The 25,724-nt window shown below is 72.7% G+C and carries 28 protein-coding genes; 13 read left to right on the forward strand and 15 right to left on the reverse strand.

Annotation, left to right across the window (positions count from 1 at the left end; genetic code table 11):
• Positions 1-3 precede the first annotated feature (3 nt).
• From JSQ78_RS08510 to rbsK, 6 genes are read left to right on the forward strand one after another with little or no spacing between them, the layout of a single operon-like run.
• Positions 4-393: an L-rhamnose mutarotase gene (locus tag JSQ78_RS08510; protein ID WP_211446997.1), complete on the forward strand. Its 390-nt coding sequence runs from the start codon at positions 4-6 to the stop codon at positions 391-393.
• Position 394: 1 nt separating this feature from the next.
• Positions 395-1,555, forward strand: a complete 1,161-nt coding sequence (gene rhaI, locus JSQ78_RS08515) for an L-rhamnose isomerase (protein WP_211446999.1) — start codon at positions 395-397, stop codon at positions 1,553-1,555.
• 31 nt (positions 1,556-1,586) lie between these two features.
• On the forward strand, positions 1,587-3,620 hold the full coding sequence (locus JSQ78_RS08520; RefSeq protein ID WP_211447000.1) for a bifunctional aldolase/short-chain dehydrogenase: 2,034 nt from the start codon (positions 1,587-1,589) through the stop codon (positions 3,618-3,620).
• On the forward strand, positions 3,617-5,038 hold the full coding sequence (locus tag JSQ78_RS08525; protein ID WP_211447002.1) for a rhamnulokinase: 1,422 nt from the start codon (positions 3,617-3,619) through the stop codon (positions 5,036-5,038). Before JSQ78_RS08520 ends, JSQ78_RS08525 begins: the two co-directional genes overlap by 4 nt.
• Positions 5,039-5,063: 25 nt before the next feature.
• Complete coding sequence (locus tag JSQ78_RS08530; RefSeq protein WP_211447004.1) at positions 5,064-7,070, forward strand: S9 family peptidase; 2,007 nt, start codon at positions 5,064-5,066, stop codon at positions 7,068-7,070.
• Positions 7,071-7,075: 5 nt separating this feature from the next.
• Positions 7,076-8,011 carry a ribokinase gene (gene rbsK, locus JSQ78_RS08535; protein WP_211450571.1) on the forward strand — a complete coding sequence of 312 codons (936 nt, stop codon included), beginning with the start codon at positions 7,076-7,078 and terminating at the stop codon, positions 8,009-8,011.
• 6 nt (positions 8,012-8,017) lie between these two features.
• Here the strand turns inward: rbsK and JSQ78_RS08540 are convergent, their stop codons facing one another.
• Complete coding sequence (locus JSQ78_RS08540; RefSeq protein WP_249296024.1) at positions 8,018-9,592, reverse strand: stealth family protein; 1,575 nt, start codon at positions 9,590-9,592, stop codon at positions 8,018-8,020.
• Between the two features lie 274 nt (positions 9,593-9,866).
• Between JSQ78_RS08540 and JSQ78_RS08545 the strand changes: the two genes are divergently transcribed.
• On the forward strand, positions 9,867-10,766 hold the full coding sequence (locus JSQ78_RS08545) for a phosphodiesterase (RefSeq protein WP_249295565.1): 900 nt from the start codon (positions 9,867-9,869) through the stop codon (positions 10,764-10,766).
• 45 nt (positions 10,767-10,811) lie between these two features.
• Here the strand turns inward: JSQ78_RS08545 and JSQ78_RS08550 are convergent, their stop codons facing one another.
• Positions 10,812-11,651 carry a hypothetical protein gene (locus tag JSQ78_RS08550; protein ID WP_211447010.1) on the reverse strand — a complete coding sequence of 280 codons (840 nt, stop codon included), beginning with the start codon at positions 11,649-11,651 and terminating at the stop codon, positions 10,812-10,814.
• A gap of 109 nt (positions 11,652-11,760) precedes the next feature.
• Between JSQ78_RS08550 and JSQ78_RS08555 the strand changes: the two genes are divergently transcribed.
• A complete protein-coding gene (locus tag JSQ78_RS08555; protein WP_211447012.1) occupies positions 11,761-12,249 on the forward strand; it encodes a VOC family protein in 489 nt (162 codons plus the stop codon).
• Between the two features lie 12 nt (positions 12,250-12,261).
• Here JSQ78_RS08555 and rocD read toward each other — a convergent pair whose 3' ends face one another.
• Positions 12,262-13,509, reverse strand: a complete 1,248-nt coding sequence (gene rocD, locus JSQ78_RS08560; RefSeq protein ID WP_211447014.1) for an ornithine--oxo-acid transaminase — start codon at positions 13,507-13,509, stop codon at positions 12,262-12,264.
• Between the two features lie 14 nt (positions 13,510-13,523).
• Positions 13,524-14,414, reverse strand: coding sequence for a dimethylargininase (ddaH, locus tag JSQ78_RS08565; protein ID WP_211447016.1), 891 nt, complete (start codon positions 14,412-14,414; stop codon positions 13,524-13,526).
• A gap of 91 nt (positions 14,415-14,505) precedes the next feature.
• On the opposite strand from ddaH, the gene JSQ78_RS08570 reads away from it, so the two are divergent.
• On the forward strand, positions 14,506-14,943 hold the full coding sequence (locus tag JSQ78_RS08570; RefSeq protein WP_021010510.1) for an Lrp/AsnC family transcriptional regulator: 438 nt from the start codon (positions 14,506-14,508) through the stop codon (positions 14,941-14,943).
• 28 nt (positions 14,944-14,971) lie between these two features.
• Here the strand turns inward: JSQ78_RS08570 and JSQ78_RS08575 are convergent, their stop codons facing one another.
• The 6 genes from JSQ78_RS08575 to JSQ78_RS08600 all read right to left on the reverse strand — a co-directional run bounded on the left by JSQ78_RS08575 (position 14,972) and on the right by JSQ78_RS08600 (position 18,574).
• A complete protein-coding gene (locus JSQ78_RS08575) occupies positions 14,972-15,562 on the reverse strand; it encodes a hypothetical protein (protein ID WP_021010511.1) in 591 nt (196 codons plus the stop codon).
• The gene (locus JSQ78_RS08580; protein ID WP_021010512.1) at positions 15,553-16,158 is read right to left on the reverse strand and encodes a hypothetical protein; all 606 of its coding nucleotides are present in this window, start codon (positions 16,156-16,158) and stop codon (positions 15,553-15,555) included. The genes JSQ78_RS08575 and JSQ78_RS08580 overlap by 10 nt, the downstream gene beginning before the upstream one ends.
• The gene (locus JSQ78_RS08585; protein ID WP_211447017.1) at positions 16,155-16,646 is read right to left on the reverse strand and encodes a hypothetical protein; all 492 of its coding nucleotides are present in this window, start codon (positions 16,644-16,646) and stop codon (positions 16,155-16,157) included. Before JSQ78_RS08585 ends, JSQ78_RS08580 begins: the two co-directional genes overlap by 4 nt.
• Positions 16,643-17,932, reverse strand: a complete 1,290-nt coding sequence (locus JSQ78_RS08590; protein ID WP_211447018.1) for a hypothetical protein — start codon at positions 17,930-17,932, stop codon at positions 16,643-16,645. The genes JSQ78_RS08585 and JSQ78_RS08590 overlap by 4 nt, the downstream gene beginning before the upstream one ends.
• A complete protein-coding gene (locus tag JSQ78_RS08595) occupies positions 17,929-18,234 on the reverse strand; it encodes a hypothetical protein (protein ID WP_021010515.1) in 306 nt (101 codons plus the stop codon). The genes JSQ78_RS08590 and JSQ78_RS08595 overlap by 4 nt, the downstream gene beginning before the upstream one ends.
• Positions 18,235-18,316: 82 nt before the next feature.
• A complete protein-coding gene (locus tag JSQ78_RS08600) occupies positions 18,317-18,574 on the reverse strand; it encodes a WXG100 family type VII secretion target (RefSeq protein WP_021064990.1) in 258 nt (85 codons plus the stop codon).
• Between the two features lie 147 nt (positions 18,575-18,721).
• On the opposite strand from JSQ78_RS08600, the gene JSQ78_RS08605 reads away from it, so the two are divergent.
• Together JSQ78_RS08605 and JSQ78_RS08610 are read left to right on the forward strand one after the other, a co-directional pair.
• Positions 18,722-19,204 (forward strand): DUF2087 domain-containing protein, encoded by a 483-nt coding sequence (locus JSQ78_RS08605; RefSeq protein ID WP_211447019.1) that lies wholly within the window; start codon positions 18,722-18,724, stop codon positions 19,202-19,204.
• A gap of 22 nt (positions 19,205-19,226) precedes the next feature.
• Positions 19,227-19,637, forward strand: a complete 411-nt coding sequence (locus JSQ78_RS08610) for an NUDIX hydrolase (RefSeq protein ID WP_211447020.1) — start codon at positions 19,227-19,229, stop codon at positions 19,635-19,637.
• 259 nt (positions 19,638-19,896) lie between these two features.
• On the opposite strand, the gene JSQ78_RS08615 is transcribed toward JSQ78_RS08610, so the two are convergent.
• On the reverse strand, positions 19,897-21,213 hold the full coding sequence (locus JSQ78_RS08615) for an FAD-dependent monooxygenase (protein ID WP_211447021.1): 1,317 nt from the start codon (positions 21,211-21,213) through the stop codon (positions 19,897-19,899).
• A gap of 73 nt (positions 21,214-21,286) precedes the next feature.
• Positions 21,287-21,637 carry a nucleoside triphosphate pyrophosphohydrolase family protein gene (locus tag JSQ78_RS08620; RefSeq protein WP_211447022.1) on the reverse strand — a complete coding sequence of 117 codons (351 nt, stop codon included), beginning with the start codon at positions 21,635-21,637 and terminating at the stop codon, positions 21,287-21,289.
• Positions 21,638-21,666: 29 nt separating this feature from the next.
• On the opposite strand from JSQ78_RS08620, the gene JSQ78_RS08625 reads away from it, so the two are divergent.
• On the forward strand, positions 21,667-22,164 hold the full coding sequence (locus tag JSQ78_RS08625) for a beta-class carbonic anhydrase (protein WP_211447024.1): 498 nt from the start codon (positions 21,667-21,669) through the stop codon (positions 22,162-22,164).
• 89 nt (positions 22,165-22,253) lie between these two features.
• The gene (locus JSQ78_RS08630) at positions 22,254-23,441 is read left to right on the forward strand and encodes a MalY/PatB family protein (protein WP_211447025.1); all 1,188 of its coding nucleotides are present in this window, start codon (positions 22,254-22,256) and stop codon (positions 23,439-23,441) included.
• 18 nt (positions 23,442-23,459) lie between these two features.
• Here the strand turns inward: JSQ78_RS08630 and JSQ78_RS08635 are convergent, their stop codons facing one another.
• Genes JSQ78_RS08635 through JSQ78_RS08645 form a run of 3 tightly spaced genes read right to left on the reverse strand, consistent with a single transcriptional unit; the run spans position 23,460 to position 25,683 of the window.
• Entirely contained in the window at positions 23,460-24,407 is a 948-nt protein-coding gene (locus JSQ78_RS08635) for a nucleoside hydrolase (RefSeq protein WP_211447027.1), read from the reverse strand.
• Between the two features lie 40 nt (positions 24,408-24,447).
• Entirely contained in the window at positions 24,448-24,807 is a 360-nt protein-coding gene (locus tag JSQ78_RS08640; RefSeq protein ID WP_211447029.1) for a VOC family protein, read from the reverse strand.
• Positions 24,808-24,852: 45 nt separating this feature from the next.
• The gene (locus JSQ78_RS08645; RefSeq protein ID WP_211450572.1) at positions 24,853-25,683 is read right to left on the reverse strand and encodes a CPBP family glutamic-type intramembrane protease; all 831 of its coding nucleotides are present in this window, start codon (positions 25,681-25,683) and stop codon (positions 24,853-24,855) included.
• Positions 25,684-25,724 lie beyond the last annotated feature (41 nt).

Below are 25,724 nucleotides of genomic sequence, written 5' to 3' on the forward strand. Positions count from 1 at the left end.
AGCATGGCGAGCACGGAGGCGCAGCGCCTGACGCCGGTGTGCTTCCGCTTGCGCGTGCGCCCCGAGCTCGTCGGCGAGTACCGCGAGCGCCACGCCGCCGTCTGGCCCGAGATGCTCGAGGCGCTCAGCGCGACCGGCTGGCTCGACTACCGCATCTTCGTCGCCGACGACGGCACGTGCATCGGCACCTTCCGCACCCTCGACCTCGACGCATCCCTCGCCGGCATGGCCGCGCGCGACGTCAACGCCCGCTGGCAGACCGAGATGCAGCCCTTCTTCGAGGGCATCGAGCGACCCGCCGACGAGTCCTTCGAGCTCATCCCGCTCGCCTTCGACCTCGACGCGCAGCTCGCCACGAGCCGAACCGAATCCCGCCCCGAACCGAGGAGCTGACATGGCCGTCACCCCCACCGCAGAGCAGCTCGAACGGCTGCGCATCGAAGTGCCCAGCTGGGCCTACGGCAACTCCGGCACGCGCTTCCGCGTCTTCACGACGCCCGGCACGCCGCGCGACCCGTTCGAGAAGCTCGCCGACGCCGCCGAGGTGCACCGCCACACGGGGCTCGCGCCGACCGTCGCTCTGCACTACCCGTGGGACAGGGTCGACGACTGGGCGGCGCTCCGCGAGCGCGCGGCGGAGCTCGGCGTCGCGCTCGGCACGATCAACTCGAACACGTTCCAGGACGACGACTTCAAGTTCGGCTCGCTCACGCACCCGGATGCGCGCGTGCGGCGAAAGGCGATCGACCACCACTTCGAGTGCATCGACGTCATGCACGAGACGGGCTCGCGCGACCTCAAGGTGTGGCTCGCCGACGGCACGAACTATCCCGGGCAGGACTCGATCCGCGAGCGCCAGGACCGCCTCGCGGAGTCGCTCGCCGAGATCTACGCGCGGCTCGCCGACGACCAGCGGATGGTGCTCGAGTACAAGTTCTTCGAGCCGGCGTTCTACCACACCGACATCCCCGACTGGGGGACGAGCTACGTGCACTGCCTCGCGCTCGGCGACCGCGCGAAGGTCGTGCTCGACACCGGCCACCACGCGCCCGGCACGAACATCGAGTTCATCGTCGCGCAGCTCCTGCGGCTCGGGAAGCTCGGCGCCTTCGACTTCAACTCGCGCTTCTACGGCGACGACGACCTCATCGTCGGCGCCGCCGACCCGTTCCAGCTCTTCCGCATCGTCGTCGAGCTCATCGCGGGCGGCGGCTACGGCGACCCCGACGTGCAGCTCGTGCTCGACCAGTGCCACAACATCGAGGAGAAGGTGCCGGGCCAGATCCGCAGCGTCCTCAACGTGCAGGAGGCCGTCGCGAAGGCGCTCTCGCTCGACACCGAGGCGCTCGATGTCGCGCGCCGCGAGTGCGACGTGCTGCTCGCGAACGAGATCCTCATGGACGCGTTCGCGACCGACGTGCGCCCGCTGCTCGCCGACTACCGCGAGGCGAAGGGGCTGCCCGCCGACCCGATGCGCGCCTTCCTCGCCTCCGGCTACCTCGAGCGCATCGCCGCCGAGCGCGTCGGCGGCACCCAGGCCGGCTGGGGCGCGTGACCGCGCCGACCCCCGAGACGACGGAGACGACATGAACCAGGCAGTCAGCGACCTGCTCGCGCGCAGCAACACGCTCGGCAGCGATCCCCGCAACACGAACTACGCCGGCGGCAACACGTCGGCGAAGGGCACCGAGATCGACCCCGCGACGGGCGAGCCCGTCGAGCTCCTGTGGGTCAAGGGCTCCGGCGGCGACCTCGGCACGCTCACGGAGGCTGGCCTCGCCGTGCTGCGCCTCGACCGCGTGCTCGGCCTCGTCGACGTCTACCCCGGCGTCGAGCGCGAGGACGAGATGGTCGCCGCGTTCGACTACTGCCTCCACGGCCGCGGCGGCGCCGCGCCGTCGATCGACACGTCGATGCACGCGCTCGTCGAGGCGCCGCACGTCGACCACCTGCACCCCGACTCCGGCATCGCGATCGCCACGGCGGTCGACGGCGAGGAGCTCACGCGGCGCATCTTCGGCGACAGGGTCGTGTGGGTGCCGTGGCGCCGCCCCGGCTTCCAACTCGGGCTCGACATCCGCGACATCCAGCGCGCGAACCCGGATGCGGTCGGCTGCATCCTGGGCGGGCACGGCATCACGGCATGGGGACGCTCGAGCGAGGAGTCGGAGCGGAACTCGCTCTGGATCATCCGCACCGCCGCCGAGTACATCGAGCAGCACGGCCGACCCGAGCCGTTCGGCGCCGAGCTCGACGGCTACGCCGCCCTGCCCGAGACCGAGCGACGCGCGCGCGCGGCGGCGCTCGCCCCGCACATCCGCGCGATCGCCTCGACCGACCGCCCGATGGTCGGCCACTTCAGCGACGCGGAGGTGGTCACCGACTTCCTCGCGCGCGCCGAGCACCCGCGGCTCGCGGCGCTCGGCACCTCGTGCCCCGACCACTTCCTGCGGACGAAGGTCAAGCCGCTCGTGCTCGACCTCCCCGCCGACGCGCCGCTCGAGCGCGCCATCGAGCGGCTCGGCGAGCTGCACGAGGCCTACCGCTCCGACTACGCCGCGTACTACGAGGCGCACCGGACGCCCGAGTCGCCCGCGATGCGCGGCGCCGACCCCGCGATCGTGCTCGTGCCGGGCGTCGGCATGTTCTCGTTCGGCAAGGACAAGCAGACCGCGCGCGTCGCGGGCGAGTTCTACACGAACGCGATCAACGTCATGCGCGGCGCCGAGGCGATCTCGCGCTACGAGCCCATCTCGGATGCCGAGAAGTTCCGCATCGAGTACTGGTCGCTCGAGGAGGCGAAGCTGCAGCGCATGCCGAAGCCTCGCTCGCACGCGGGCCGCATCGCGCTCGTCACGGGCGCCGCGAGCGGCATCGGCAAGGCGATCGCCACCCGGCTCGCCGCCGAGGGCGCGTGCGTCGTGATCGCCGACCTCGACCTCGAGAAGGCACAGGCCGCCGCGGCGGAGCTCGGCTCGACCGACGTCGCGATCGGCGTGCAGTGCGACGTCACGCGCGCCGGTGAGGTGCAGGCGGCGGTCGACGCGGCGCTGCTCGCGTTCGGCGGCCTCGACCTCGTCGTCAACAACGCCGGGCTGTCGCTGTCGAAGTCGCTGCTCGAGACCACCGAGGCCGATTGGGACCTCCAGCACGATGTGATGGCGAAGGGCTCGTTCCTCGTCTCGCGCGCGGCGGCGAAGGCGCTCATCGACCAGGGCCTCGGCGGCGACATCGTCTACATCTCCTCGAAGAACGCGGTCTTCGCCGGTCCGAACAACATCGCGTACTCGGCGACGAAGGCCGACCAGGCGCACCAGGTGCGGCTGCTCGCGGCCGAGCTCGGCCAGTACGGCGTGCGCGTCAACGGCATCAACCCCGACGGCGTCGTGCGCGGCTCGGGCATCTTCGCCTCCGGCTGGGGCGCCTCGCGCGCGAAGGTCTACGGGGTGAAGGAGGAGGAGCTCGGCAAGTACTACGCCGGCCGCACGCTGCTCGGCCGCGAGGTGCTGCCCGAGCACGTCGCGAACGCCGTCGCGGCGCTCACGGGTTCGGAGCTCAGCCACACGACCGGCCTGCACGTGCCCGTCGACTCCGGTGTGGCGGCCGCGTTCCTGCGATGACGGCGACGGTCGCGGCGGTCGACCTCGGCGCGACGAGCGGTCGGGTGGTGCGGGCCGAGGTCGGCCCCGCCACCCTGCGGCTCGAGGAGGTCGCGCGCTTCGAGAACCGGCCGGTGCGCATCGGCGACGGCCTGCACTGGAGCGTGCCCTCGCTCTACGACGAGGCGATGCGCGGCGTCGCGGCGGCGTCGCGGATGCACGGGGATGCGTCGCTCGCGTCGGTCGCGGTCGACTCGTGGGCGGTCGACTACGCGCTGCTGCGGCGGGGCAGCCTGCTCGGCATCCCCTTCTCCTACCGCGACGGCCGCACGGCGCGCGGGCTCGAGCTCGTCGACCGGGTCATCGCGCAGCCCGAGCTCTACGCCCGCTGCGGCCTGCAGCGCATGCCGTTCACGACGATCAACCAGCTCATGGTCGACCGCGAGCGAGGCCTCCTCGAGGTCGCCGACCGGCTGCTCATGCTCCCCGACCTGTTCGGCTACTGGATGACCGGTCGCATGGTCGCCGAGCGCACCAACGTGTCGACGAGCGGGCTCATGCGGCTCGACGAGCAGTGGGACACCGAGCTCATGGGGATGCTCGGCATCCCGCCATCGCTGCTCGCGGAGGTCGTCGACCCCGGCACGCGCATCGGCCCGATCGACGCCGCGACGCGCTCCCACTACGGGATCGAGGGCGCGCCCGACGTGTTCGCCGTCGGTTCGCACGACACCGCATCCGCCGTCGTCGCCGTGCCGATGGAACCGGGCGGCGCCTACGTCTCGAGCGGCACGTGGTCGCTCGTCGGCATCGAGACGGCCGCGCCGATCGCGACGCCCGCGGCGCTCGACGCGTCGTTCACGAACGAGGGCGGCGTCGACGGCCGCACGCGCTTCCTCAAGAACGTCATGGGCCTGTGGATCCTGAGCGAGTCGGTGCGCACGTGGCAAGCGGCGGGCGAGCGGCTCGGCCTGCCCGAGCTGCTCGCTGCGGCCGCGGCGGTCGACTGGGCCGTGCCCGTCTTCGACCCGACCGACGACGCCTTCTACCCGCCCGGCGACATGCCCGCGCGCATCCGCTCGTGGTTCGAGGAGCGCGGGCAGCGGCCGCCGCAGGGCAGGGCGGAAGTCGTGCGCTGCATCCTCGAGTCGCTCGCCGAGGGCTATGCTCGGGCGCTGCGGGACGCGGCCGCGATCAGCGGGCAGGCGATCGAGCGGGTGCACGTCGTGGGCGGCGGAGCGCGGAACGCGCTGCTGTGCCAGCTCACCGCCGACCGCACGGGGCTGCCGGTGGTCGCCGGCCCGGTCGAGGCGTCGGCGATCGGCAATGTCCTCGTGCAGGCGCGCGCGCTCGGCGCCGCGCCCGCGACCCTCGAGGAGCTGCGGGCCCTCGTGCGCGCGACGCACGAGCTCGTCGAGTACCGGCCGCGCGCCCGCTGAGAGGAGCGGCCGCTAGCGTCGAGGGATGCACTCCGCGCGCTTCGACGACTTCACCGACATCGACGGCCTGCTGCGGCTGCCGCGCTTCGCGGGGCTCGCGGCCTCGCCGGGCGGCGAGCGGCTCGTGGCGGCGATCGCGCAGGCTGACGAGCACGGCTCGCGCATGGTCTCGTCGCTCTGGGAGCTCGACCCCGCGGGTGAGCGGGACGCGCGTCGGCTGACGTGGTCGGACAAGGGCGAGAGCGCGCCGCGCTTCGCGCCCGACGGCTCGCTGCTCTTCTCCTCGGCGCGGCCCGACCCGACGGGCGGCGCCGACGAGGACGTGCCAGCGATCTGGCGCCTGCCCGAGCGAGGGGAGGCGAGCGTCGTCGCGTCGGCGCCGGGCGGGCTGAGCCTCGTCGCGGTCGCCGACGACGGGTCGCTGCTCGCGACGACCGAGGTGCTCGCGGGCGGCTCGCTCGACGACGACGCCGAGCGCCGGAAGGCCCGCAAGGACGCGAAGCGCACCGGCATCTGGCACACCGGCATGCCCATCCGCTACTGGGACCACGAGGTCGGCGACGTGAGCCCCCGGCTCGTGCTCGTCTCCCCGAGCGGCGAGCTGCGCGACCTCACGCCCGACGCCGACACGGTCGCGCTCGTGAACGCATCCGCCGACCTCGTGCCCGACGGGTCGGCGATCGTCACCACCTGGACCGAGCGCGTCGCGGGCGGTGAGACCCGCTCGTCGATCGCGCTCATCGACACCGCGTCGCTCGAGCGGCGCGAGCTGCTGCCCGCGACGGCCGGCGAGCAGTGGAGCGGCCCGGCCGTCTCGCCCGACGGCACGCGCGTCGCCGTCACGCGCCTGACGACCTCGACGCCGACCGACACGACCTACGACTTCCTCGAGCTGCACCGGCTCGACGGCGGCGACCCCGTGACCGTCGAGGTCGGCGACGTCACGATCACCGACTACGCGTGGGCGGATGCGTCGACCCTGATCGTCGTGGGCGACCTGCACTCGCGCGGTGCCGTGCTCGTCGTCGACGTCGCGACGGGCGCCGTGCGCACGCTCGTCGATGACGCACCGCACGCGGCGCTCGCGCCAGCCGCCGAGGCTGGCGCGGTCTTCGCGCTCCGCACCGACATGGTGACGCCGGCGGCGCCCGTGCGGATCTCGCTCGAGGACGGCAGCTCGGCGAGCATCCCGGCGCCGGGCGGCATCGGCGAGCTGCCCGGAACGCTCGAGTGGGTCGAGGCCGACGTCGACGGCGTGACGGTCGGCGGCTGGCTCTGCACGCCGCACGCCGCGAGCGCCGCCGAGCCCGCGCCCATCATGCTCTGGATCCACGGCGGCCCGCACGGCTCCTACAACGCGTGGAGCTGGCGCTGGAACCCGTGGCTCGCGGTCGCGCGGGGCTACGCGGTGCTGCTGCCCGACCCGGCGATGTCGACCGGCTACGGTCACGCGGGCCTCAACCGCGGCTGGCCGCGCCTCGCCGACGTCGTCTGGCGCGAGTGCGAGACGCTGCTCGACGCCGTGCTCGAGCGGGCGGAGCTCGACGAGGAGCGCACCGCGGTGCTCGGCGGCTCGTTCGGCGGCTACATGACCAACTGGATCGCCGGGCACACCGAGCGGTTCCGCGCGATCGTGACGCACGCGGGGCTGTGGGCGCTCGACCAGCAGCACGCGACGACGGATGCCGCGGCGCAGAAGGTGCGCGTGCACGGCCACGCCGACGAGCTGCCCGACTGGTACCGCGCCTACTCGCCCCACCACCACGCATCCGCCATCACGACCCCGATGCTCGTCACGCACGGCAACCGCGACTACCGGGTGCCGGTGAGCGAGGCGCTGCGGCTGTGGTGGGATCTCGTGTCGGGCTGGCCGGGCTCGCCCGAGGCGATGCCGCACCGCTTCCTGCAGTTCACCGACGAGAACCACTGGGTGCTGCGGCCCTCGAACGCGCGCACGTGGAACGAGGCGGTGCTCGGCTTCTGCGACCAGCACGTGCTCGGCGCCGAGCCCGTGCCGGACGCGCTGGCGTGAGCGCGATGGGCGAGGCAGCGGGCGTGGCGGTCGGCGCCGTGCTCGTCGTCGGCTCGATCAACGTCGACGTGACGGCGTTCGCACCCCGCGCGCCGCAGCCCGGCGAGACGCTCTCGGGCGACTCCTTCGAGCTCCAGCTCGGCGGCAAGGGCGCGAACCAAGCCGTCGCCGCGGCGCGGGCGGGCGCGACGACGCACATGGTCGGATGCGTCGGCGACGACGCGTTCGCGGGTCTCGTGACGTCGAGCCTCGGCGCCGCCGGCGTCGACCTCGAGCACGTGCGCACCGTGCCCGGTCACACGGGCGTCGCCCACATCCGCGTCGTCGAGCGCGGCGAGAACGACATCGTCGTGATCCCGGAGGCGAACGCGGCCCTCGACGACGCGCAGCTCGAGCGCGCGTTCGCCGCGCTCGCCGGCACCGCGCGCGTCTTGCTCACGCAGCTCGAGACGCCGTTCGCGACGACGCTCGTCGCGGCCCGGCTCGCGCGCGAGGCCGGCATGACGGTCATCCTCGACCCGGCACCCGCGGTGCCGCTCGACGACGCGATCTGGCCGCTCATCGACCTCGTCAAGCCCAACGAGACCGAGGCGAGCCTGCTCACCGGCATCGAGGTCGACTCGCGGGAGTCGGCCGAGCGCGCCGGGCGCTGGTTCCTCGATAGGGGCGCTGGCGCGGCGCTCATCACGATGGGCGGCGAGGGCAGCGTGCTCGTGACCGCGGGGTCGGTCACGCTCCACGAGGCGCTGCGGGTCGACGTCGTCGACACGACGGCCGCGGGAGACGCCTACGCGGGGCACCTGGCAGCATCCATCGCCAGGGGCCTCCCGATCGACGAGGCCATCCGCCGAGCCGGCGCCGCGGGCGCGATCACCGTCACGCGCCGCGGCAGCTCGTCGAGCGTGCCGACGGCGGGCGAGGTCGACGCGCTGCTCGGCTGATGCCGCTCAGCGAGAGGCCGCCGCCCTCGCGGCAGCGGCGGTCACGGCCTGCCGCTCCCAGGGCGCCGGGATCGGGAAGTACGCCTCGAGGAACTCGCGCACCGCGGCCGTGCGCTCCTCGACCGAGATCTCGGGGAACGAGCCGTCGTTGAGGCAGAACATGTCCTGATCGCGCCGCTTCAGCAGCCGCTGCATCGCCGGCAGCGCCTTCTTGAGCGTCGTCTCGATGTACTGCACCTTCGCGTCGCGCTGCTGCACGGCCCGCCCGGTCATGAGCGCGTAGTAGTGGTAGAGCGAGTTCGTCACCGAGATGTCGGTCGGCGAGCGGAAGCGCGCCGCGGCCGTGCGGCGGAAGTCCTCCGGGAACTCCGCCTCGAGCTCGGCCATGACGCTCCGCCGCAGCGGCGCGGCGCAGTGCTCGAGGTGGCGGGTCGTGATGGCGCCGAAGCGCTCGCGCAGCAGTCGCCGGTTCGTGCGCGCCGCGTTGTCGTGGCCCGATCGCTTGGCGTGCGTCTCGCCCATGCCGATGCGGGTCGTGGCCTCGACGAACTTCGTGATCCCGCCCGGTGAGAAGAACACATCCGGCTTCAACGGGCGCCCGAAGAACATGTCGTCGTTCGAGTAGAGGAAGTGCTCGCTGAGCCCCTCGATGTGGTGCAGCTGCGCCTCGACCGCGTGCGAGTTGTGGGTCGGGAGCACCGAGGGGTCGGCGAACATCGCCTCCGCCGGCACGATCGTCACCATCGGGTGCTCGGCGAGCCACTCCGGCGCGGGCGAGTCGGTCGCGATGAAGATGCGGCGCACCCACGGCGCGTGCATGTGCACCGAGCGCAGCGCGTACTTCAGCTCGTCGATCTGCCGGAAGCGCGCCTCCGAGTCGTCGCCCTCGCCGACGACGTACGCCTGCATGCGCTTCGCGCGCTCGCGCTGGAACTCGTCGCTCGAGCCGTCGACCCACGAGAAGACGATGTCGATGTCGAACGGGACGTCGCTCGCGAGCGGCTCCCACATGTCGCGGATCGTCTGCCACTCGCGGCCGTAGCGCAGCACCGAGTCGACGACCGCCTCGCTGCGGGGCATCGTCGCGCGCATGAGCGCGTTCGGCAGCGGCGCCTCGAGCGTCTCGTCGCCGAAGCGCCACAGCTCGAGCTGCACCGCCGTCTCGCGGCCGTAGCGCAGCCGGCCCGCGGGGGCGACGCGCGGCCGGTAGACCCGCATGGCGCCAGCCTTGCGGTGCCCCGCGAGGCGGCCGTCGCCGAGCAGCACCGCACCGAAGCCGAGCGCCTTCTCGGGCGCGATCGCCTCGGCGTAGAAGGGCTCCTCGGCGAACGCCTCGGCGAGCGCGGCCGCGAGCTGCTTGCGCAGCGCCCGGTCGACCGCCACGATCGGCCGCCCGTCGTCGTCGCGCACGAGCAGGCACGGGATGTCGGCGGCGTCGAGCGCATCGCGCAGCGCCAAGAGGTCCTCGACCATCGACTCGTGCGGCGTCATGTGGCCGCTCAGCAGCGCGTAGCGCCCCTTCTGCAGCACGACGTCGGCCCGATCGAAGCGGCTGAAGCGGCCGCCGGACGGCAGCACCACGAGCTCGGGAGCCTCCGAGACGCGGATGCGCGAGACCGGTCGGGCGGGCGTGAAGACGCTGTCCGGGTCGTCGACCTTCCGCTCGTGCTCGTCTGCCACTGGGCGCGCCGTTCCTCTCCTCGGGGTACATCCCATGGTACTTCCCCGGAATCCGGTGCCGGAGCGGCGTGTTCTCGCTCGTACACGCCGCGTTCACGTCGCGTTCGGGCGCGTGCGCTGGACTAGCCTCCGAGCAAGTTCGATGAAGAGCCGACACCTTGGAACAGGACGAATCGTGACAACCCGATCCGCCGAGCACCCCCGGCCGGACCACTTCCTCCTCCACATCTCCGACACCCACCTCCTCGCCGGCGGCGGCCGCCTCTACGACCGCGTCGCGAGCGAGGACCACCTCCGCCGCCTCTTCGACGAGTTCGAGGCATCGGGGGCGAGGCCCGAGGCGATCGTCTTCACCGGCGACCTCGCCGACCGCGGTGAGGCGGATGCGTACCGTCGCCTCCGTCGGATCGTCGACCCCGTCGCGGAGGACCTCGACGCGCAGGTCGTCTGGGTGATGGGCAACCACGACGAGCGGCGCGCGTTCCGCACCGAGCTGCTCGGCCAGGCCCCCTCGGATGCGCCGATCGACGCGGTCACGCACGTCGGCGGGCTGCGGATCATCACGCTCGACTCGACCGTGCCGGGCCGCCACCACGGCGAGGTCGGCGACGAGCAGCTCGAGTGGCTGCGCGCCGAGCTCGCGGAGCCCGCGCCGCACGGCACGATCCTCGCGATGCACCACCCGCCCGTGCCGAGCGTGCTCGAGCTCGCGGCGAGCGTCGAGCTGCGCGACCAGCGCAACCTCGAGGAGGCGCTCGTCGGCACCGACGTGCGCTCGATCCTCGCCGGCCACCTGCACTACTCGTCGACCGCGACGTTCGGCGGCATCCCCGTGTCGGTCGCCTCCGCCACCTGCTACACGCAGGACCTCAACGTGCCGGTCGGCGGCACGCGCGGCCGCGACGGCGCGCGCGCTTTCAACCTCGTGCACGTCTACCCGACGACGGTGCTCCACTCGGTCGTGCCGCTCGGCGCGTTCCCGCACCTCGACTGGATCGACGCCGACGAGTCGCGGCGCCGCCTCGAGGCGTCGGGACTCCGGCTCGCGCCTGAGGCGCTCGTCCCCGCTGGCTGAGCCGCTGCGGGCGCCGAGGGCGCCCTCGGCGTGCCGAAGCCCCGGCTAGACCAGCCGCGCCTCGATCGTCACGGCATCCGTCACGCTCACTTGCACTTCGGCGAGGCTGACGCCGGCCGGCAGCTCGGAGGCGAGGTCGATGCGGCGGCCCTCGTAGGCCTGGATCTTGCCGCGCATCGCGCCGAGCATCGCCGACACGAGCGGGTTGCCGCTGTCGACCTGGATGTCCGAGAGCGTCACACCCATGCGGTCGTCGATCGACGCGCTCGCGGTGCCGCGCACCGAGGCGCCGAGCAGCCCCTTGCGCACCTTCGCGTCGACGGCGATGCGCAGGTCGCGCGGCCCGGTCGACTCGACGTCGAGCTCGAGCTTCGAGACCGAGACGCCGTGGTCGAGCAGCGCCGACTCGGCGAGGCCCAGCACCGCCTTGCCGATCTGTGCCTTGGGCACCGACACCATCGCGTGCCCGTGCAGCGGCCGATCGGCGGTCGGGCGCGCGAGGTCGACCGCGAGCTCGCCGAGATCGGTCTCGATCCAGGTGAACGGCACGTCGGTCAGCTGTGCGTCGAGCGTCACGTCGGCGCCCGAGACGTGCATGGGGCTCGCGTGCACGCGCAGGTCGCGCAGCACGGCCGACTCCCAGCCCACCGAGGCCCCTTGCGGCTCGAGCCGCGCGCGATCGCGGTCGACCTCGCCGGCGAGGATGAAGCCGGTCAGGTCGAGGTGGAGCCTGGCGATGTCGGCGCCGTCGAGCTCGGCGTCGATGATCGACGTGCAGGCGATGCCGGCGGGCTCGGCGGCGATCACGACGGTGCGGATGCGCTTCGCGAGCTGCGCGCCGTCGGTCGGCCTGGGTGCGTGCCCGAGGAGGATGCTTTCAGCCACCCCGCGACCATACTCCCCTTCTGCTATGCGTGCAGGCTGACCCCGCGTCGCAAGTGCTGGGCGGCCGGAGCCCCTGGCGCGAGCGCGACGGACGGCGTAGCGTCGCGGCATGAGCAGCCTGGTCGTGCACTTCGAGATCCACGCGAGCGAGCCGCAGCGGCTCATCGACTTCTACAGCGAGCTGCTGGACTGGCGGTTCGAGCGCTACGGCGACCTCGAGTACTGGTCGATCTTCACCGGCGAGGGCGCGGCGAGCATGCAGGGGCCGGGCATCGGCATCAACGGTGGCCTCGCGCGGCGGGAGGGCCCGCCGCCCGGCCCCGATGCACCCGTCAAGGGCGCGAACATCGTCGTCGGGGTGGATGACGCGGATGCGGTCGTCGCCCGAGCGCTCGAGCTCGGCGGCTCGGTCGTCGTCCCGGCCGCCGACATGGAGGGGCTCGGCAGGTTCGCGACCCTGCTCGATCCCGACGGCAACCTCTTCGGCATCATGGCCGAGGAGCTCGCGGGCGATGGCGCGGGCGAGCGCATCGAGCCGGCCGGCGCGGACGGCGCCGCCGAGGCTGCCGACCCGATGGGCGCGACGCCGGAGCCGTGACCCGCGCGGGCGTCAGCGCGATGCGCTGACGGCCTCGCGGAACGCGGCGATGAGCAGGTCGAGGTCGGATTCCTCGATGACGATCGGGGGCGCGAACCGCACCGTCTGCCCGTGCGTGTCCTTCGCGAGGATGCCGCGCTCGAGCAGCCGCACGCACACGTCGCGCGCGGTGCCGACCGCGGGATCGATGTCGATCCCGGCCCACAGCCCCACGCCGCGCACCTCGGTGACCCCGTGGCCGACGAGCTCCGCGAGGCCCGCGTGCAAGCGCTCGCCGAGCTCGCGAGCGCGAGCCTGCATTGCCCCCTCGGAGAGCATCCGCACGACCTCGAGCCCGACCGCCGCGGCGAGCGGGTTGCCGCCGAACGTCGAGCCGTGCGAGCCGGGCGTCAGCACGCCGAGCACGTCGGCATCGGCGACGACCGCCGACACCGGCACGACGCCGCCGCCGAGCGCCTTGCCGAGCAGGTAGACGTCGGGCACGACGCCCTCGTTGTCGCACTGGAACGTCGCTCCCGTGCGGCCGAGCCCCGACTGGATCTCGTCGGCGATGAAGAGCACGCGCTCTCGCGAGGTGATGTCGCGCACGCGCTGCAGGTAGCCGGCCGGCGGCATCTTGATGCCAGCCTCGCCCTGGATGGGCTCGAGCAGCACCGCCGCGGTGCGCGGCGTGATCGCGGCCTCGAGCGCCGCGGCGTCGCCGAACGGCACGCGCACGAAGCCGGGCGTGAACGGCGCGTAGCCCGTCGTCGCATCCGGGTCGTCCGAAAACGAGACGATCGTCGTCGTGCGCCCGTGGAAGTTGCCCTCCATCACGATGATCTCGGCCTCGCCCGCCGGCACGCCCTTCACCTCGTAGGCCCAGCGGCGCGCGACCTTGATCGCCGACTCCACCGCCTCGGCGCCCGTGTTCATCGGCAGCACCATGTCCTTGCCGGCGAGCGCCGCGAGCGCCTCGACGAACGGGCCGAGCGCCGCGGAGTGGAAGGCGCGGCTCGTGAGCGTCACGCGGTCGAGCTGCGCGTGCGCGACGGCGAGCAGCCGGGGGTTGCCGTGCCCGAAGTTCACCGCCGAGTAGGCGGCGAGGCAGTCGAGGTAGCGGCGGCCGTCGACGTCGGTGACCCACGCGCCCTCCGCCTCGGTCACGACGACCGGCAGCGGGTGGTAGTTGTGCGCCGCGTGCGCCTCGACCTGCTCGATCGCGTCGCGCGTGGCCTCGCTCGGCGTCGTGCGGCTCACCGCATCCGTCGTCTGGGTCATGGTCGCCTCCGTCGTCATCGTCGCAGCTCCAGGGTGCAGCACTTGATGCCGCCGCCGCCCAGCAGCAGCTCGCTCAGGTCGAGCCCCACGGTCTCGAAGCCGCGCTCGCGCAGCTGCCGCTCGAAGCCCGTCGCCCGCTCAGCGATGAGCATCGTGCGGCCGTCGCCGAAGGAGTTGAGGCCGAGCACGGATGCGTCCTGGTCGTCGACGAGGATCGCGTCGGGGTAGCGGCGCTCGAGCTCCGCGCGGCTCGCGTCGTCGAACGCCTTCGGGAGGTAGGCGATGTTCGACTCGTCGAGGATCGCGACGGCGGTGTCGAGGTGGTAGAACGACGGGTCGACGAGGCGCAGGCTCACGACCTCGCGATCGAAGATGCTGCGCAGCTCGTCGTGCGACTCGAGGGTCGTGCGGAAGCCGTGGCCGGCGAGGATCGCGCCGTTCGAGAGCAGGAAGTCGCCCTCGCCCTCGTTGATCGCGCGCGGCTCGTGCACCTCGAAGCCGTTCGCCTCGAACCACGACATGTAGGCGGGGCCCTCGGGCACGCGCTCGTCGTAGGTGAACTTCGCGCCGTAGGCGTGCCCATCGAGCGTGAAGCCGCCGTTCGCGGCGTAGACCATGTCGTTGAGGCCGGGGATGGGCTCGATGAGCTCGACGTCGTAGCCGAGCGAGCGGTAGGCGTCGTGGAGCGACTGCCACTGCTCGACCGCGAGCGGCGTGCTCGTCGGGAGCTCGGGGTTCATCCACGGGTTGATGCGGTAGCTCACGGTGAAGTGGTCGGGCCGGCACATGAGCACGGTCTTGTGCACGGCCGCTCGGGCGTCGGGGCCGAGCTGCGCGGTCGCGGCCTGCGTGCTCGCGATTCGGGGGTTCGCGGACTCGGTGCGCGCGTCGGTCGTCTGCTGCATGCATCCAGGGTCGCAACGGATCGACGCAAATGCGCGGGTCCGCACGCAAGTTTCGTGCAAGTCAGCCGGTCGGCACTGTAGATTCGTGCGTATGGATCGAATCGACCACGGCATCATCGACCGCTTGCGACTCAATGCGCGGGCCGGCTACGCCGACATCGGTGCCGAGGTCGGCCTCTCCGCCTCTGCCGTGAAGCGGCGGATCGACCGGCTCGTCGCCGACGGAGTGATCCGCGGCTTCACCGTGCAGGTCGATCCCGCGGTCGAGGGCCTCGCCACGGAGGCGTACGTCGAGCTGTTCTGTCGCGGCACCGTCTCCCCCACCGACCTCAAGCGCATCCTCGCCGGAGTGCCAGAGATCGTCGAGGCCGGCACCGTGACGGGCGAGGCCGACGCGATCGTCATCATGCGGGCGCGCGACGTCATCGCGCTCGAGGACGCGCTCGAGAAGGTGCGGGCGGCCGCGACCGTCGACCACACGCGCTCGGCGATCGTGCTCTCGAAGCTCATCACGCGCACGGCGGGCTGAGCTGCGGCGAGCGCCGCGACCGCCGCGGTCATGCGGCAGGTCCGAGCCGCAGCGACTCGGCGAGCCCGACCGCGGGCTCGAGCAGCCGCGCGGCGACGGAGAGGTCGGCGTCGAGCACCTCGATCACGACGATCATGTCGTCGAGCGCGCCGATCACGCGCAGCACCGCTGCCGCGGCGCCGGGCTCGCCGGGGATGGGCCACAGCGCGCTCGTGCACACGAGCGTGCCGAACACCTCGGATGCGCGCGGCTCGGCCCGCTGGAAGAGCGCCCCCTCGTAGCCGTCGGTCGCCCACTCCTCGATGCGCTCGCGCCAATCGGGCTCGAACGGCTCGGCGTAGGCGTGCACGACGCGCGAGACTCCCGGCTCGAGCGGCAGGTGCCAGAACCTCGCGACCGGCCCGGGCAGCGGAGTCGGGCTCGACGCGATGACGAGCGCCATGTGCTCGAGGTCGGCGCGCTGCAGGTCGTCGAGTCTCCAGAACGGCGCGAGATCGGCCGCCGCTCGCGCCGCCCACGCCTGCGGCGTCGGCCAGCGCTCGCTCGGGAATCCGAGCGGCACCGGCACCCACACATCCGGGTCGGCGTCGAAGTGCGCGACCGGGTCGCTCAGCTCCACCGGAACGTCTCCACGATCGCGTCGGCGAGCTCGACGAGCGCATCGGCCATGCGATCGGTCTCGTCGGTGCCGAGGTGCAGGATGCCGGCCGTGAGCAGGATGCCGCGCCGCGCGTCGTCGCCCGGCTCCGGATGGACGTACGAGACCGTGCGCGTCAGCACGCCCTCTCGAGTGGATGCGCCGTCGCGGTCCACGACCCACCGGAGGACGGTGCCGTGCGGCATGTCGATGCGCACGACCTCGGCCCCCGCCCGCGCGCGCACGTCCGCCTCGAGCGGCGTGCCCGCCGGGGCGAGCCAGCGAGAGGCGACGACCGACATCGGCATGCCGCTCTCGGCTGTCGCCTCGGCACCGGGCACGTACATCGCGACGCCCCGGCTCTGGCGCAGCCCGTCGAACTGCTCTCGCGCCTTGCGGCGCAGTGCCGCGTCGACATCGGGTCGGCCGACGAGCTTCGCGCGCTCGGCGATGTCGCGCAGGAGCGCGGCGCGGCCGCGATCGTCGACCGGGTAGTGCCGCCAGCCCGGCGGGAACGCGATGCGGAAGCCTCGCGGCGACTCGCGCGTCAGCTCCTCGCGGAGCGACGCCGCGCTCACGACGACCGCCCGGCGCGAGGCGCGCGGCTCGCGCGCGAGGCGCGGACGACGCGGACCACGAGCGCGAGGAGCGTCACGACGAAGACGAGCGACGCGATCCAGTGCCATCCGAGCGCTCCGTCCGGCACGCCCACTCCGGCGTACGCGCGAGCGAGCCCGACCGGGAGGAGGCCGAGCAGGAGCACGCCCGTCGCGAGGTCCTGGAAGGCCACGCCCACCTCATCCGTCACCTCGCGCCGCACGGCCATCGCGATGGCCGCCGCTGCCGCGACTGCGCCGATCGCGATCGTGAGCCACGCGGGCACGGCGAGCACCGGCCACTCGGCGAGCGGGTCCCACCGCGGCCACTCGTCGGCGAGGAACTGCCCGCCGGCGAGGAGCCCCATGAAGAACACCCACCCGAACTGCACCGCGGCGGCGATCGTCGCGATGCGGTACGCGCGCTCCCAGGGGGACCGGGCTCGCGCGGGAGCGATCGCGATGCTCACAGGCGCACGAGCGGGTCCGACTTCGGCACGAGGCCGAACTTGTCGCCGAGGTCGAGCCCGGTGCCGACGCTCCAGAGCGAGAACTGCCCGACCTGCGAGGCGACGCTCGGCGTCGCTCGCGCGATCATGTCGTCGATGCCGTTCACGACGCCAGGGTACTGGCGGAGGTTGCTGCGAGCGGTGTTGAGGAACTGCAGCGTGCGCCCCGTCTCGGTGCCGCCGAAGCGGATCGAGTCGAAGCCGTTGACGAGCATGCCGGGCCGCGGCGTCGCGGCGCGGGCCTGCCCCCACGCGCTCACGCGGTTCGAGAGCGGCCGGTGCCACGTGAACGGGTTGAGGGTCGGGCCGCGCATGCCCGAGCGGATCGCCGGTCGCGCCGCGGCGCGAGTGGCGCCGATCGCGCCGCTGAGCGTCGGCGCGCCCTTGCTCGCGACCCGGGCGATCGCGCCGCCCGCGCCGAGCGTGACGAGCGCGAAGCCGGCGAGCGCGACGTCCTGCCAGGTCGTGCGGCCCGTCGCGTACTGCGCGATCTTGCCCGCGAGCAGCACGAGCGATCCGACGACCACGAGCGCCATGAGCGCGAGGCCGATCGGCCCTGAGACGAACAGCGCGATGATCGCGAGCCCCGTCACGACCCAGCCGAGGATGTCGAGGAAGTCGGCGAGCCCCTCCCAGAAGCCGTCGTTGTTGCCCGCCGCCTCGATCGCGCCGTCGACGCCGGCGACCGCGTCGTCGTAGGCGTCCGACCAGGTGGAGAAGACGGTCTCGAACGACTCCCAGCGCTCGTCGCGGATCCCCTTGGCCGTCGACTCGGCACCCTCGGCGCTCGACACCGCGCCTTGGGCGGCGGTGAGCTCGGCGTCGGTCGGGTCGTCCTCCCACGGCATCACCCGCGTGAGGCTGCGCTGCTCACGGCGCGCGTCCTCCGCCGCCTCGACGGCGGCCTCCCAATCCCGCTCGGCCTGCTCGATCGACTCCTGGTGATCGTCGATCCAGTCCTTCGCCTTGCGCAGCTGCGGGGCGTACGCCTGCAGCACCTCGGCGGTGGAGCGGTAGCGCTGCTCAGCCTTGTCGACCTCGGGCTTGGCCTTGAGCGCGAGCTCGGCGAGCGCATCCGTGCCCTTCGACCTGTGCACGTCGGAGGTGCCGATCGCCTGCAGCTCGCTCGAGAGCGCGTCGAGGTCGTCGGCGAGGCGGATGAAGCTCGCGGCGTCGGTCTCGATCTTGTCGGGGTTGCCCGCGAGCGGGCGCAGCGCGTAGCCGGCCGTCGGTGAGCGGTAGGTCATCGGACGGTTCCCGTCGGCTCGAGCTCTGCGGCGGTCTCGGTGTCCCACCGATCCCACTCGGTGATGATGGTGTCGATGCCCTTGTGGATCTCCTCGAGCATCTCGGTGAGGTCGCCGCGGCGACCGTTCCAGTCGGACTCGAAGTCGCTCACCTTGCGACGGAGTGAGCTCCGGTCGTCCGGCTCGGCGACGGCGCGCTCGAGGTCGTTGTTGAACGAGCTCGCGCCCTTGAAGCTCTCGACAGCGCTGCCGAGGCTCGTGCGAGCCTGCTTGAGGCGCTCGAGGTCGAGCATGACGTCCACGGTGATCCTTCCGAGTCGGATTGGGATGGGATGCGAAGAGCCGGCGGGCGCAGCAGCGCGCCCGCCGGCTACAGCGGCACGATCAGCTGCCGGCGAGCTGCTCGTCGAGCGACTGGATCGCCTGCATCATGCCGCGCAGCGCCTCACCCATCTCGGAGATGCCCTCGATCGCCTTCTCGAGACCCGACGTGAGCTCCTCGTAGCCCTCACCGAACTTGCCCGACGCGTGCTGCGTCTTGAAGTCCTCACCCAGCAGGGTGTCGACCTGACCCTTCAGGTCCTTCAGGACACCCGAGATGTCCTCCTTGCCCGTGTCGAGCTTGCCCGCCACGGACTCCATCTCTGCATACGATGCGCCGAAATCGCTCATGCGATGATCACTCCCTCGAAGTCTTCGACCGCCGGCCCCGATCGGTGCCGACGCCTCTACCGTAGGAGCGCGACGCTGAAGATGCGATGGGGAGAAGTCCCCTGCCAGCATGAGGACATGACAGATGCGTGGAGGCCGATCGCCGCGACGCTCGCCGATGAGGGCCGACGGCTCGCGTGGGCTCGCATCGTGCTCGGGGCGGCGAACCGCTCCCCCGTGCAGGTCTCGGCGCTCACGGCGCGGGCGCAGCGCGAGGTCCGGGCCCTCGAGCGCGCAGGGCTCGTCACCGTCGTCGACGGCGCCGTCGAGCCGGCCGATCCGTTCACGCCGCTGCTCGGCCATCGCCCCGCGGCGAGCGGGATCGACCGGTTCGTGCGCGAGGGTCGCATCGCGGTGTGGCCGAAGCGCCCCGGCGATCGCGCGGCGCTGCTCGCGTGGGCGGCCGAGCGCGCGCTGCCCGCCGGGACCACGGCCCCCGAGGCGGCGGTGACGGAGCGGCTCGCCGCGATCACCGACGACCCCGCGACGCTGCGCCGTGACCTCGTCGACGCCCGCCTCCTCGAGCGCGAAGCTGACGGCAGCGCCTACCGCCGCCCGTAGCCGAGCCGCCTAGCCTGGTCGCATGGGCGTCATCACGGTCTCGGCGATCTGCTTCGAGCGCGCCGACGGCGCGGTGCTGACGGTGCGGAAGCGGGGCACCTCCGCGTGGATGCTGCCGGGCGGCAAGCCCGAGCCCGGCGAGAGCGCGGCGGAGTGCGGCGTGCGCGAGGTGCTCGAGGAGCTCGGCGTCGAGATCGACCTCGACCGCATCGAGCCGATGGGGGAGTTCGAGACGCGCGCCGCGAACGAGGCGGGCTTCGCGCTCCGCGCGAGCGTGTTCCGCACGCGCGACGTGATCGAGCCGCACGCGCGCGCCGAGATCGAGGCGGTGCGCTGGATCGACCCGGCGCTCGGCATCGACGACGAGGCGGAGGCGCCGCTCAACCGCGAGCTCATCTTCCCGATGCTGCTGGCGGAACGAGCTCGGCGATAGATCCGCAGACGAGAGAAGGGGCCCGACCCCAGTCGAGCCCCTTCTCTGATGTGGACGACCGGCTCTCGCCGAGTCGTGCAACGCCCCGTCCCTGAGGCCCTTGCACTCCGGCGCGATGCGCCGGATCCCTGTCTCATAGCCCGATTTCCCTTGCGGGGCCCCAGCCGGGCTACCCAGAACGGTAGCGCCCGCACCTGGGAGAGGCCTATGGGGAGAACTGCCCATGTCGCGCTCGGGCGTGTCGCCCACAACGCCCCGATCAGCGCTTCGCGCGCGGGCTGCGCCAGTGCAGCATCCAGTCGCCGGCGATCTCGGCGAGCATCGCGGGCATGAGGCTGTAGGCGCCGTTCCTGGCAGCGACGAGCACCGAGCTGCGCGTCTCGGTCGTCGTGCGGGCGAGGCGGTGGGAGAGCTGCTTGAAGCGGTCGGTGCGGCGGATGCGCTCGCTGTCGTAGGCGCGGAGCGCCTGCTCGAGCGGGTGGTCGGCGAGCAGGATGCCGAGGGTCGCCGCATCCTCGAACGTCAGGTTGCCGCCCTGGCCGAGGGTCGGGAGCATCGCGTGGGCCGCGTCGCCGAGCAGCACGACCCCCGGGCGGTGGAAGGTCCTCAGCGGCGTCGCGAGCCAGTGCAGGTCGCGGCGCGTGATCGATGCCTGCGCGGTCGCGGCGATGTGGTCGCGCACCTCGGGCGCCCACGTGTCGAAGCGCTCGCGCGCGGCCTCGAGCTCATCCGGCGCGTGCCGACCCATCCGGGCGTGCGCCATGCCCCACCAGTAGATGCGGCCGCCGTCGATCGGCACCATGCCGAACTCGGCGCCCCGACCCAGGTACTGGCGGGCGCCCGCCGGCGAGTCGGACTCCGCCTGCACGACGCCGTACCAGCACGTCGCGCCCGAGTAGTCGGTCGCGGCCTTCGGCCAGAGCGCCTTGCGCACCGCCGAGTCGATGCCGTCGGCGCCCACGATGAGGTCGGCCTCGAGCGTCTCGAAGCGGCCCTCGGCCGCGACGCGCACCTGCTGCTTCGTCGCCCGCTTCTCGGCGCGGCGGTCGATCGGCTCATCGCCCGGCTCGAGGGCGCGCTGCAGCCGTCGGCCGACCTTGATGCCCAGCGAGCGGTCGGCGCGCGCCTGCCGCTCCGAGCGCGCGTCTCGCGAGTCGGGGTCGGCGGCGCCGTGCTCGATCGTGACGCTCGGGCGACCGCTCGATCCGTCCGCGACGCCCACGACGCGCATGCCCGTCTCGACCTCGCGGTCGCCGCGCAGGATCTCGAGCAGCGTCCCGCGGTGGATCGCGTGCACGGCGCTCGACTCGTGCGCGAAGCCCTGCTGCAGGCGCGTGCCCTGATCGGTGAAGACGCCCTCGGGCCTGGCCTTGACCGCCTGCTCGCGCACGGCATCCCCGACCCCGAGCTCGTCGAGCGCCTCGAGCCCGTTGCTCGTGATGCTGATGCCGGCGCCCATGGCCCGCACCTTCGGCGCGGCCTCGAGCACCCGCACGTGCCAGCCGGCGGTCTCGAGCGCTCGGGCGGCCGCGAGCCCGCCGAGTCCGGCACCGACGATGATGGCGGTCTGCGTCATGGCGGCAGGCTATCGGGGCGACCTCAGCGGCGGCACCATCGCGATCGGATGCGGGGCGATCGGATGCGGGGCGTCAGTCGTGCTCGGGCGCATCCGCCTCGCCGGCGCGCTGCGAGACGCGCCGATCCCAGACGAGCCACTTGTCATCGATCGCCTGCTCGATGTCGACCCCCGTGGCCGCCGCGAGCGCGAGCAGCATGCCAAGCGCATCCGCGAGCTCGAGCGCGAAGCGGCGATCGATCTCCGCAGGGCTGTGGCCCTTGTCGCGCTGGCGGCCGGTCTTCGCGAGCCACGCCTGCACGAGCTCGCCGACCTCCTCCTGCAGCTTGAGCACGAGCCAGTCGGCGTCGCGCTCGAAGCCGTACACCTCGGCGTAGCGGCGCGAGATCGCGTCGATCTGCTGGGCGAGGGCGCGGATCTCCATGCGGTCATGCTCGCACTAGATTCATTGACATGAGCAACGCCTTCGATGACCTCCTCGAGCACAACCGCGCCTTCGCCGAGACCTTCGCCCTGCAAGGGTTCGACGGCGTTGCGAAGGCGGGTGTCGCGATGGTCACGTGCATGGACTCGCGCATCGATCCGCTCGGCATGATCGGGCTCGTCCCGGGCGACGCGAAGATCCTCCGCAACCCGGGCGGCCGCGCGACCGAGCGCACGCTCGTCGCGCTCGTGCTCGGCGTCAACCTGCTCGGCGTGAACCGGGTGCTGCTCGTGCAGCACACGCGCTGCGCGATGGCGTCGAAGTCGGAGCGCGAGCTGCTCATGGACATCTCGCAGGCGGCGGGCGTCGACGCGTCGTGGCTCGACCTCGGCGCGATCGAGCAGCAGCGGCTCTCGATCATCGAGGACGTGCACCGCGTGCGCTCCCACCCGCTCATCGGCGACCGCGCCGAGGTCGGCGGCTTCCTCTACGACGTCGACACGGGGCTGCTCGAGCAGGTCGCCTGAGCCCGTTGCGCGCGGCTCAACCGGGTAGCCGGCAGGGCGCGACAGCATTCGCCTCGCCCTACCGGCTGTCCGGTTGAGATGCTGTGCGCATGGTCAACCCCTTCGAGCAGGTGCCCCTCGACCGGCTGCGCGAGCGCACGAGCATCAAGTGGCGCTTCTTCGAGCCCGACGTGCTGCCCATGTGGGTCGCCGAGATGGACGTCGTGCCGGCCGAGCCGATCACGCGCGCCGTCCATGACGCGATGCTGCGGGGCGACACCGGCTACCTGCACGGCACGGGGTACGCGGATGCGTTCGCGGGCTTCGCCGCGGAGCGCTGGGGCGCCGAGGTGGTCGTCGAGCGCACCGCGCTCGTGAGCGACGTCATGATGGGCGCGTTCGAGCTCATCCGGCAGCTCACGCCGCCGGGCGGCTCGGTGATCGTCAACAGCCCGGTCTACCCGCCCTTCCACGCCTACTCGGTGCACGCGGAGCGGCAGGTGGTCGAGGCGCCGCTCGGCGACGACCTGCGGCTCGACCTCGACGCGCTCGAGGCGGCGTGCGAGCGCGTCGGCGGCGCCGCTCCCGACGGGCGGAGCCTCGCGGTGCTGCTGCTGTGCAACCCGCAGAACCCGACCGGCACGGTGCACTCGCGCGAGGAGCTCGAGCGGGTCGCGGCGATCGCGGATCGGCACGGCGTGCGGGTCATCTCCGACGAGATCCACGCGCCGCTGCTGTTCGACGCGCAGCTCACGCCCTACTGGACCGTGGATCCGCGCGGCTTCTCGCTCACGAGCGCGTCGAAGGCGTTCAACCTCGCGGGCCTCCGCACCGCGCTCATCGTCGGCGGCGAGGAGACGGCGAGCGACCTCGCGTCGATCGCCGAGGTCGTGAGCCACGGCCCCTCGCACCTCGCGTCGATCGCGCACGTCGCGGCCTTCGCCGAGAGCGGCGCGTGGCTCGACGACGTGCTCGCGGGCCTGCGCGAGAACCGCGCGCTGCTCGGGCGGCTGCTCGCGGAGCACGCGCCTGCGATCCGCTGGCGGCCGGGCGAGGCGACGTTCCTCGCGTGGCTCGACTGCCGCGAGACCCGCGTCGCCGACCCGGCGGCGCGCCCCGACCCCGGCTACATCGGCCTCTCGAGCGGGCCGGCGAAGGCCTTCCTCGAGCAGGCGCGCGTCGGGCTGAGCGCCGGCGAGGCGTTCGGCACCGGCGGCGCGAACCACGTGCGCTTCAACCTCGGCACCCGCCCCGACGTCATCGAGGAGGCGGTGCGGCGGATGGGCGCCGTCGCTTGAGACGGCTGCACTCGGCGCTCAGCGCGCGGCAGCGAGCAGCTCGACCATGCGGTCCTCGAAGCCCGGCTCGACCTCCATCACGACGCGGTGCCGGGCGCCCTCGGGCTCGGGCCACTCGCCCCACTCGCCCTCGAGCTCGGCGACCGTGCGGCCGCGCGCGGGACCGTCGGAGCAGTCGACGTGCACGTCGACGATCGGCGAGAGCGTCGTGCGCACGAGCCCCGTCGCGACCGCGAGCGCGAGCGCGTCGTGGTTGCCCGAGGCGCGCTCGCCCGTGTAGCCCTCGTAGAAGTCGAGGTAGAAGTCGAGGATGCGGTCGCAGAAGCGCCCGACCTCGCCGCCGGCGCGCAGCCGCTCGCGGTGCGCGTCGGTGATGAGCGACGTCATCGTCACGTCGAGGCCGACCATCGTCAGCTCCCACGGCGCGTCGAAGACGACCTGCGCCGCCTCGGGGTCGTGCCAGATGTTGGCCTCGGCCGTCGCCGACACGTTGCCGGGCGCGAGCGCCGCGCCGCCCATGATCGTGACCTGGCGGATGCGCTCGGGCAGCTCGGGATCCGCGTCGAGCGCGGCCGCGAGGTTCGTGAGCGGCCCGACGGCGACGATCTCGAGGCTCCCGGCGTGCTCGCGGCTGAGCCGCAGGATGAGCTCGACCGCGCTCTCGGGCGCGAGCTCCGGCTCGTGAGCCGTGTCGGCGCATCCGCCGAGCCCGTCGTCGCCGTGCACGCGAGGCGAGTAGACGGCTACCGCGCCGTTCCGCGGACCGGCGGCGCCGACCGCGATCGGCACGTCGCCGTGCCCCGCGAGCCGCAGCACCTCTGAGGTGTTGCGGGCGCCCTGCCGGACGTCGACGTTGCCCCACACGACCGAGCAGCCGACGAGGTCGATCTCGTTCGAGAGCGCAGCGGTGAGGATGGCGAGGGCGTCGTCGATGCCGGTGTCGACGTCGAGGAGCACGGTGGTCACCTCTCGAGCCTAGGTCCCGCGCTCGCCGAGCGAGCGCGAGCTACTCGACGCAGAGGCAGAAGGGGTGGCCGGCCGGGTCGAGCATGACGCGGAAGGTCTTGCCCGGCTGGTGCTCGTGCCGCGTCGCGCCGAGCTCCACGACCGCCGCCTCCGCGTCGTCGAGGTCGTCGACGTCGACGTCGAGGTGCATCTGCTGCGGGTGCTCCTGCCCCGGCCATTCGGGCGCCGCGTACTGCTCGACCTGCTGGAAGCAGAGCATCTGGCCGTCGTCGGCCTTGATCTCGACCCAGTCGTCGTTCTCGTCGACGATCGGCCAGTCGAGCATCGCGCCGTAGAAGCGCGCGAGCGCGAGCGCATCCGGGCAGTCGATGACGAGGGTGGGGAAGCGTGCGATGGCCATGCGCGCGAGGCTACGCCGACGCATCCGCTCGCGCCAGAGGAATCGTCAGAACCCGTGCACGAGCGGGAAGATCGGCAGCGCGCCCGGGTGGTGCGCGTGCACGATCACGAGGAAGACGACCGCGTCGAACAGCAGATGCACCGTGACGACGTAGAGGAGGTTCTTCGTCCACGAGAAGATCAGGCCCTGCACGAGCGCGAACGGGATGGTCAGCAGCGGCCCCCACGACTGGTAGCCGAGCTCCCACAGGAACGAGACGAAGATGCCCGCTTGCAGGACGTTCGCGAGCCACGGCCGGAAGTGGCGCATGAGGAGCGTGTAGACGGTGCAGATGAAGAAGAGCTCGTCCCACAGCCCCACGGCGTTCACGCCCATGAACAGCCGCGCGATCATGTTCCAGTCCTCGACGGCGGGCCAGTTGCGGTAGACGCCCGAGGTGAGGAAGTAGAAGGGCAGGATGAGGTAGGCGGCGAGCACGACGACCACGAGGTACGTCCACATGCGGCGCGTCCAGCGGCCGCCGGCCCACGGGAAGCGCACCGCGTGGTCGCGGTAGAGCCAGCGCGAGATCGAGTACGGGATGAGCACTGCGCCGCCGAGCGCGATCGTGAAGCGCAGGATCCCGGCGTCGCTCAGGTCGGCGTGCAGCGAGATGAAGCTGATCCACGTGAGGGCGATCGCGATGATCGCGAGGTCCTGCCCGAGCTTGCGCGAGAGCCCTGCGCGGTCGGTGAGGATGCCGCCGACGACGCCGAGCACGAGCGGCAGGTAGCCCCAGTCGCTCAGCGCCCAGAAGAGCAGCACCGCGGCGCTCGAGACGAGCGCGGCGGGGATGATGGCGAGCGGATGCGTCGTCGTGCCCTCCGCGGCGACCATCGGTCGGGCGGGCCCGGGCGCCGGCACCGCGGCGGGCGTCG

Source organism: Agrococcus sp. Marseille-Q4369, assembly GCF_018308945.1.
Lineage (GTDB): Bacteria > Actinomycetota > Actinomycetes > Actinomycetales > Microbacteriaceae > Agrococcus.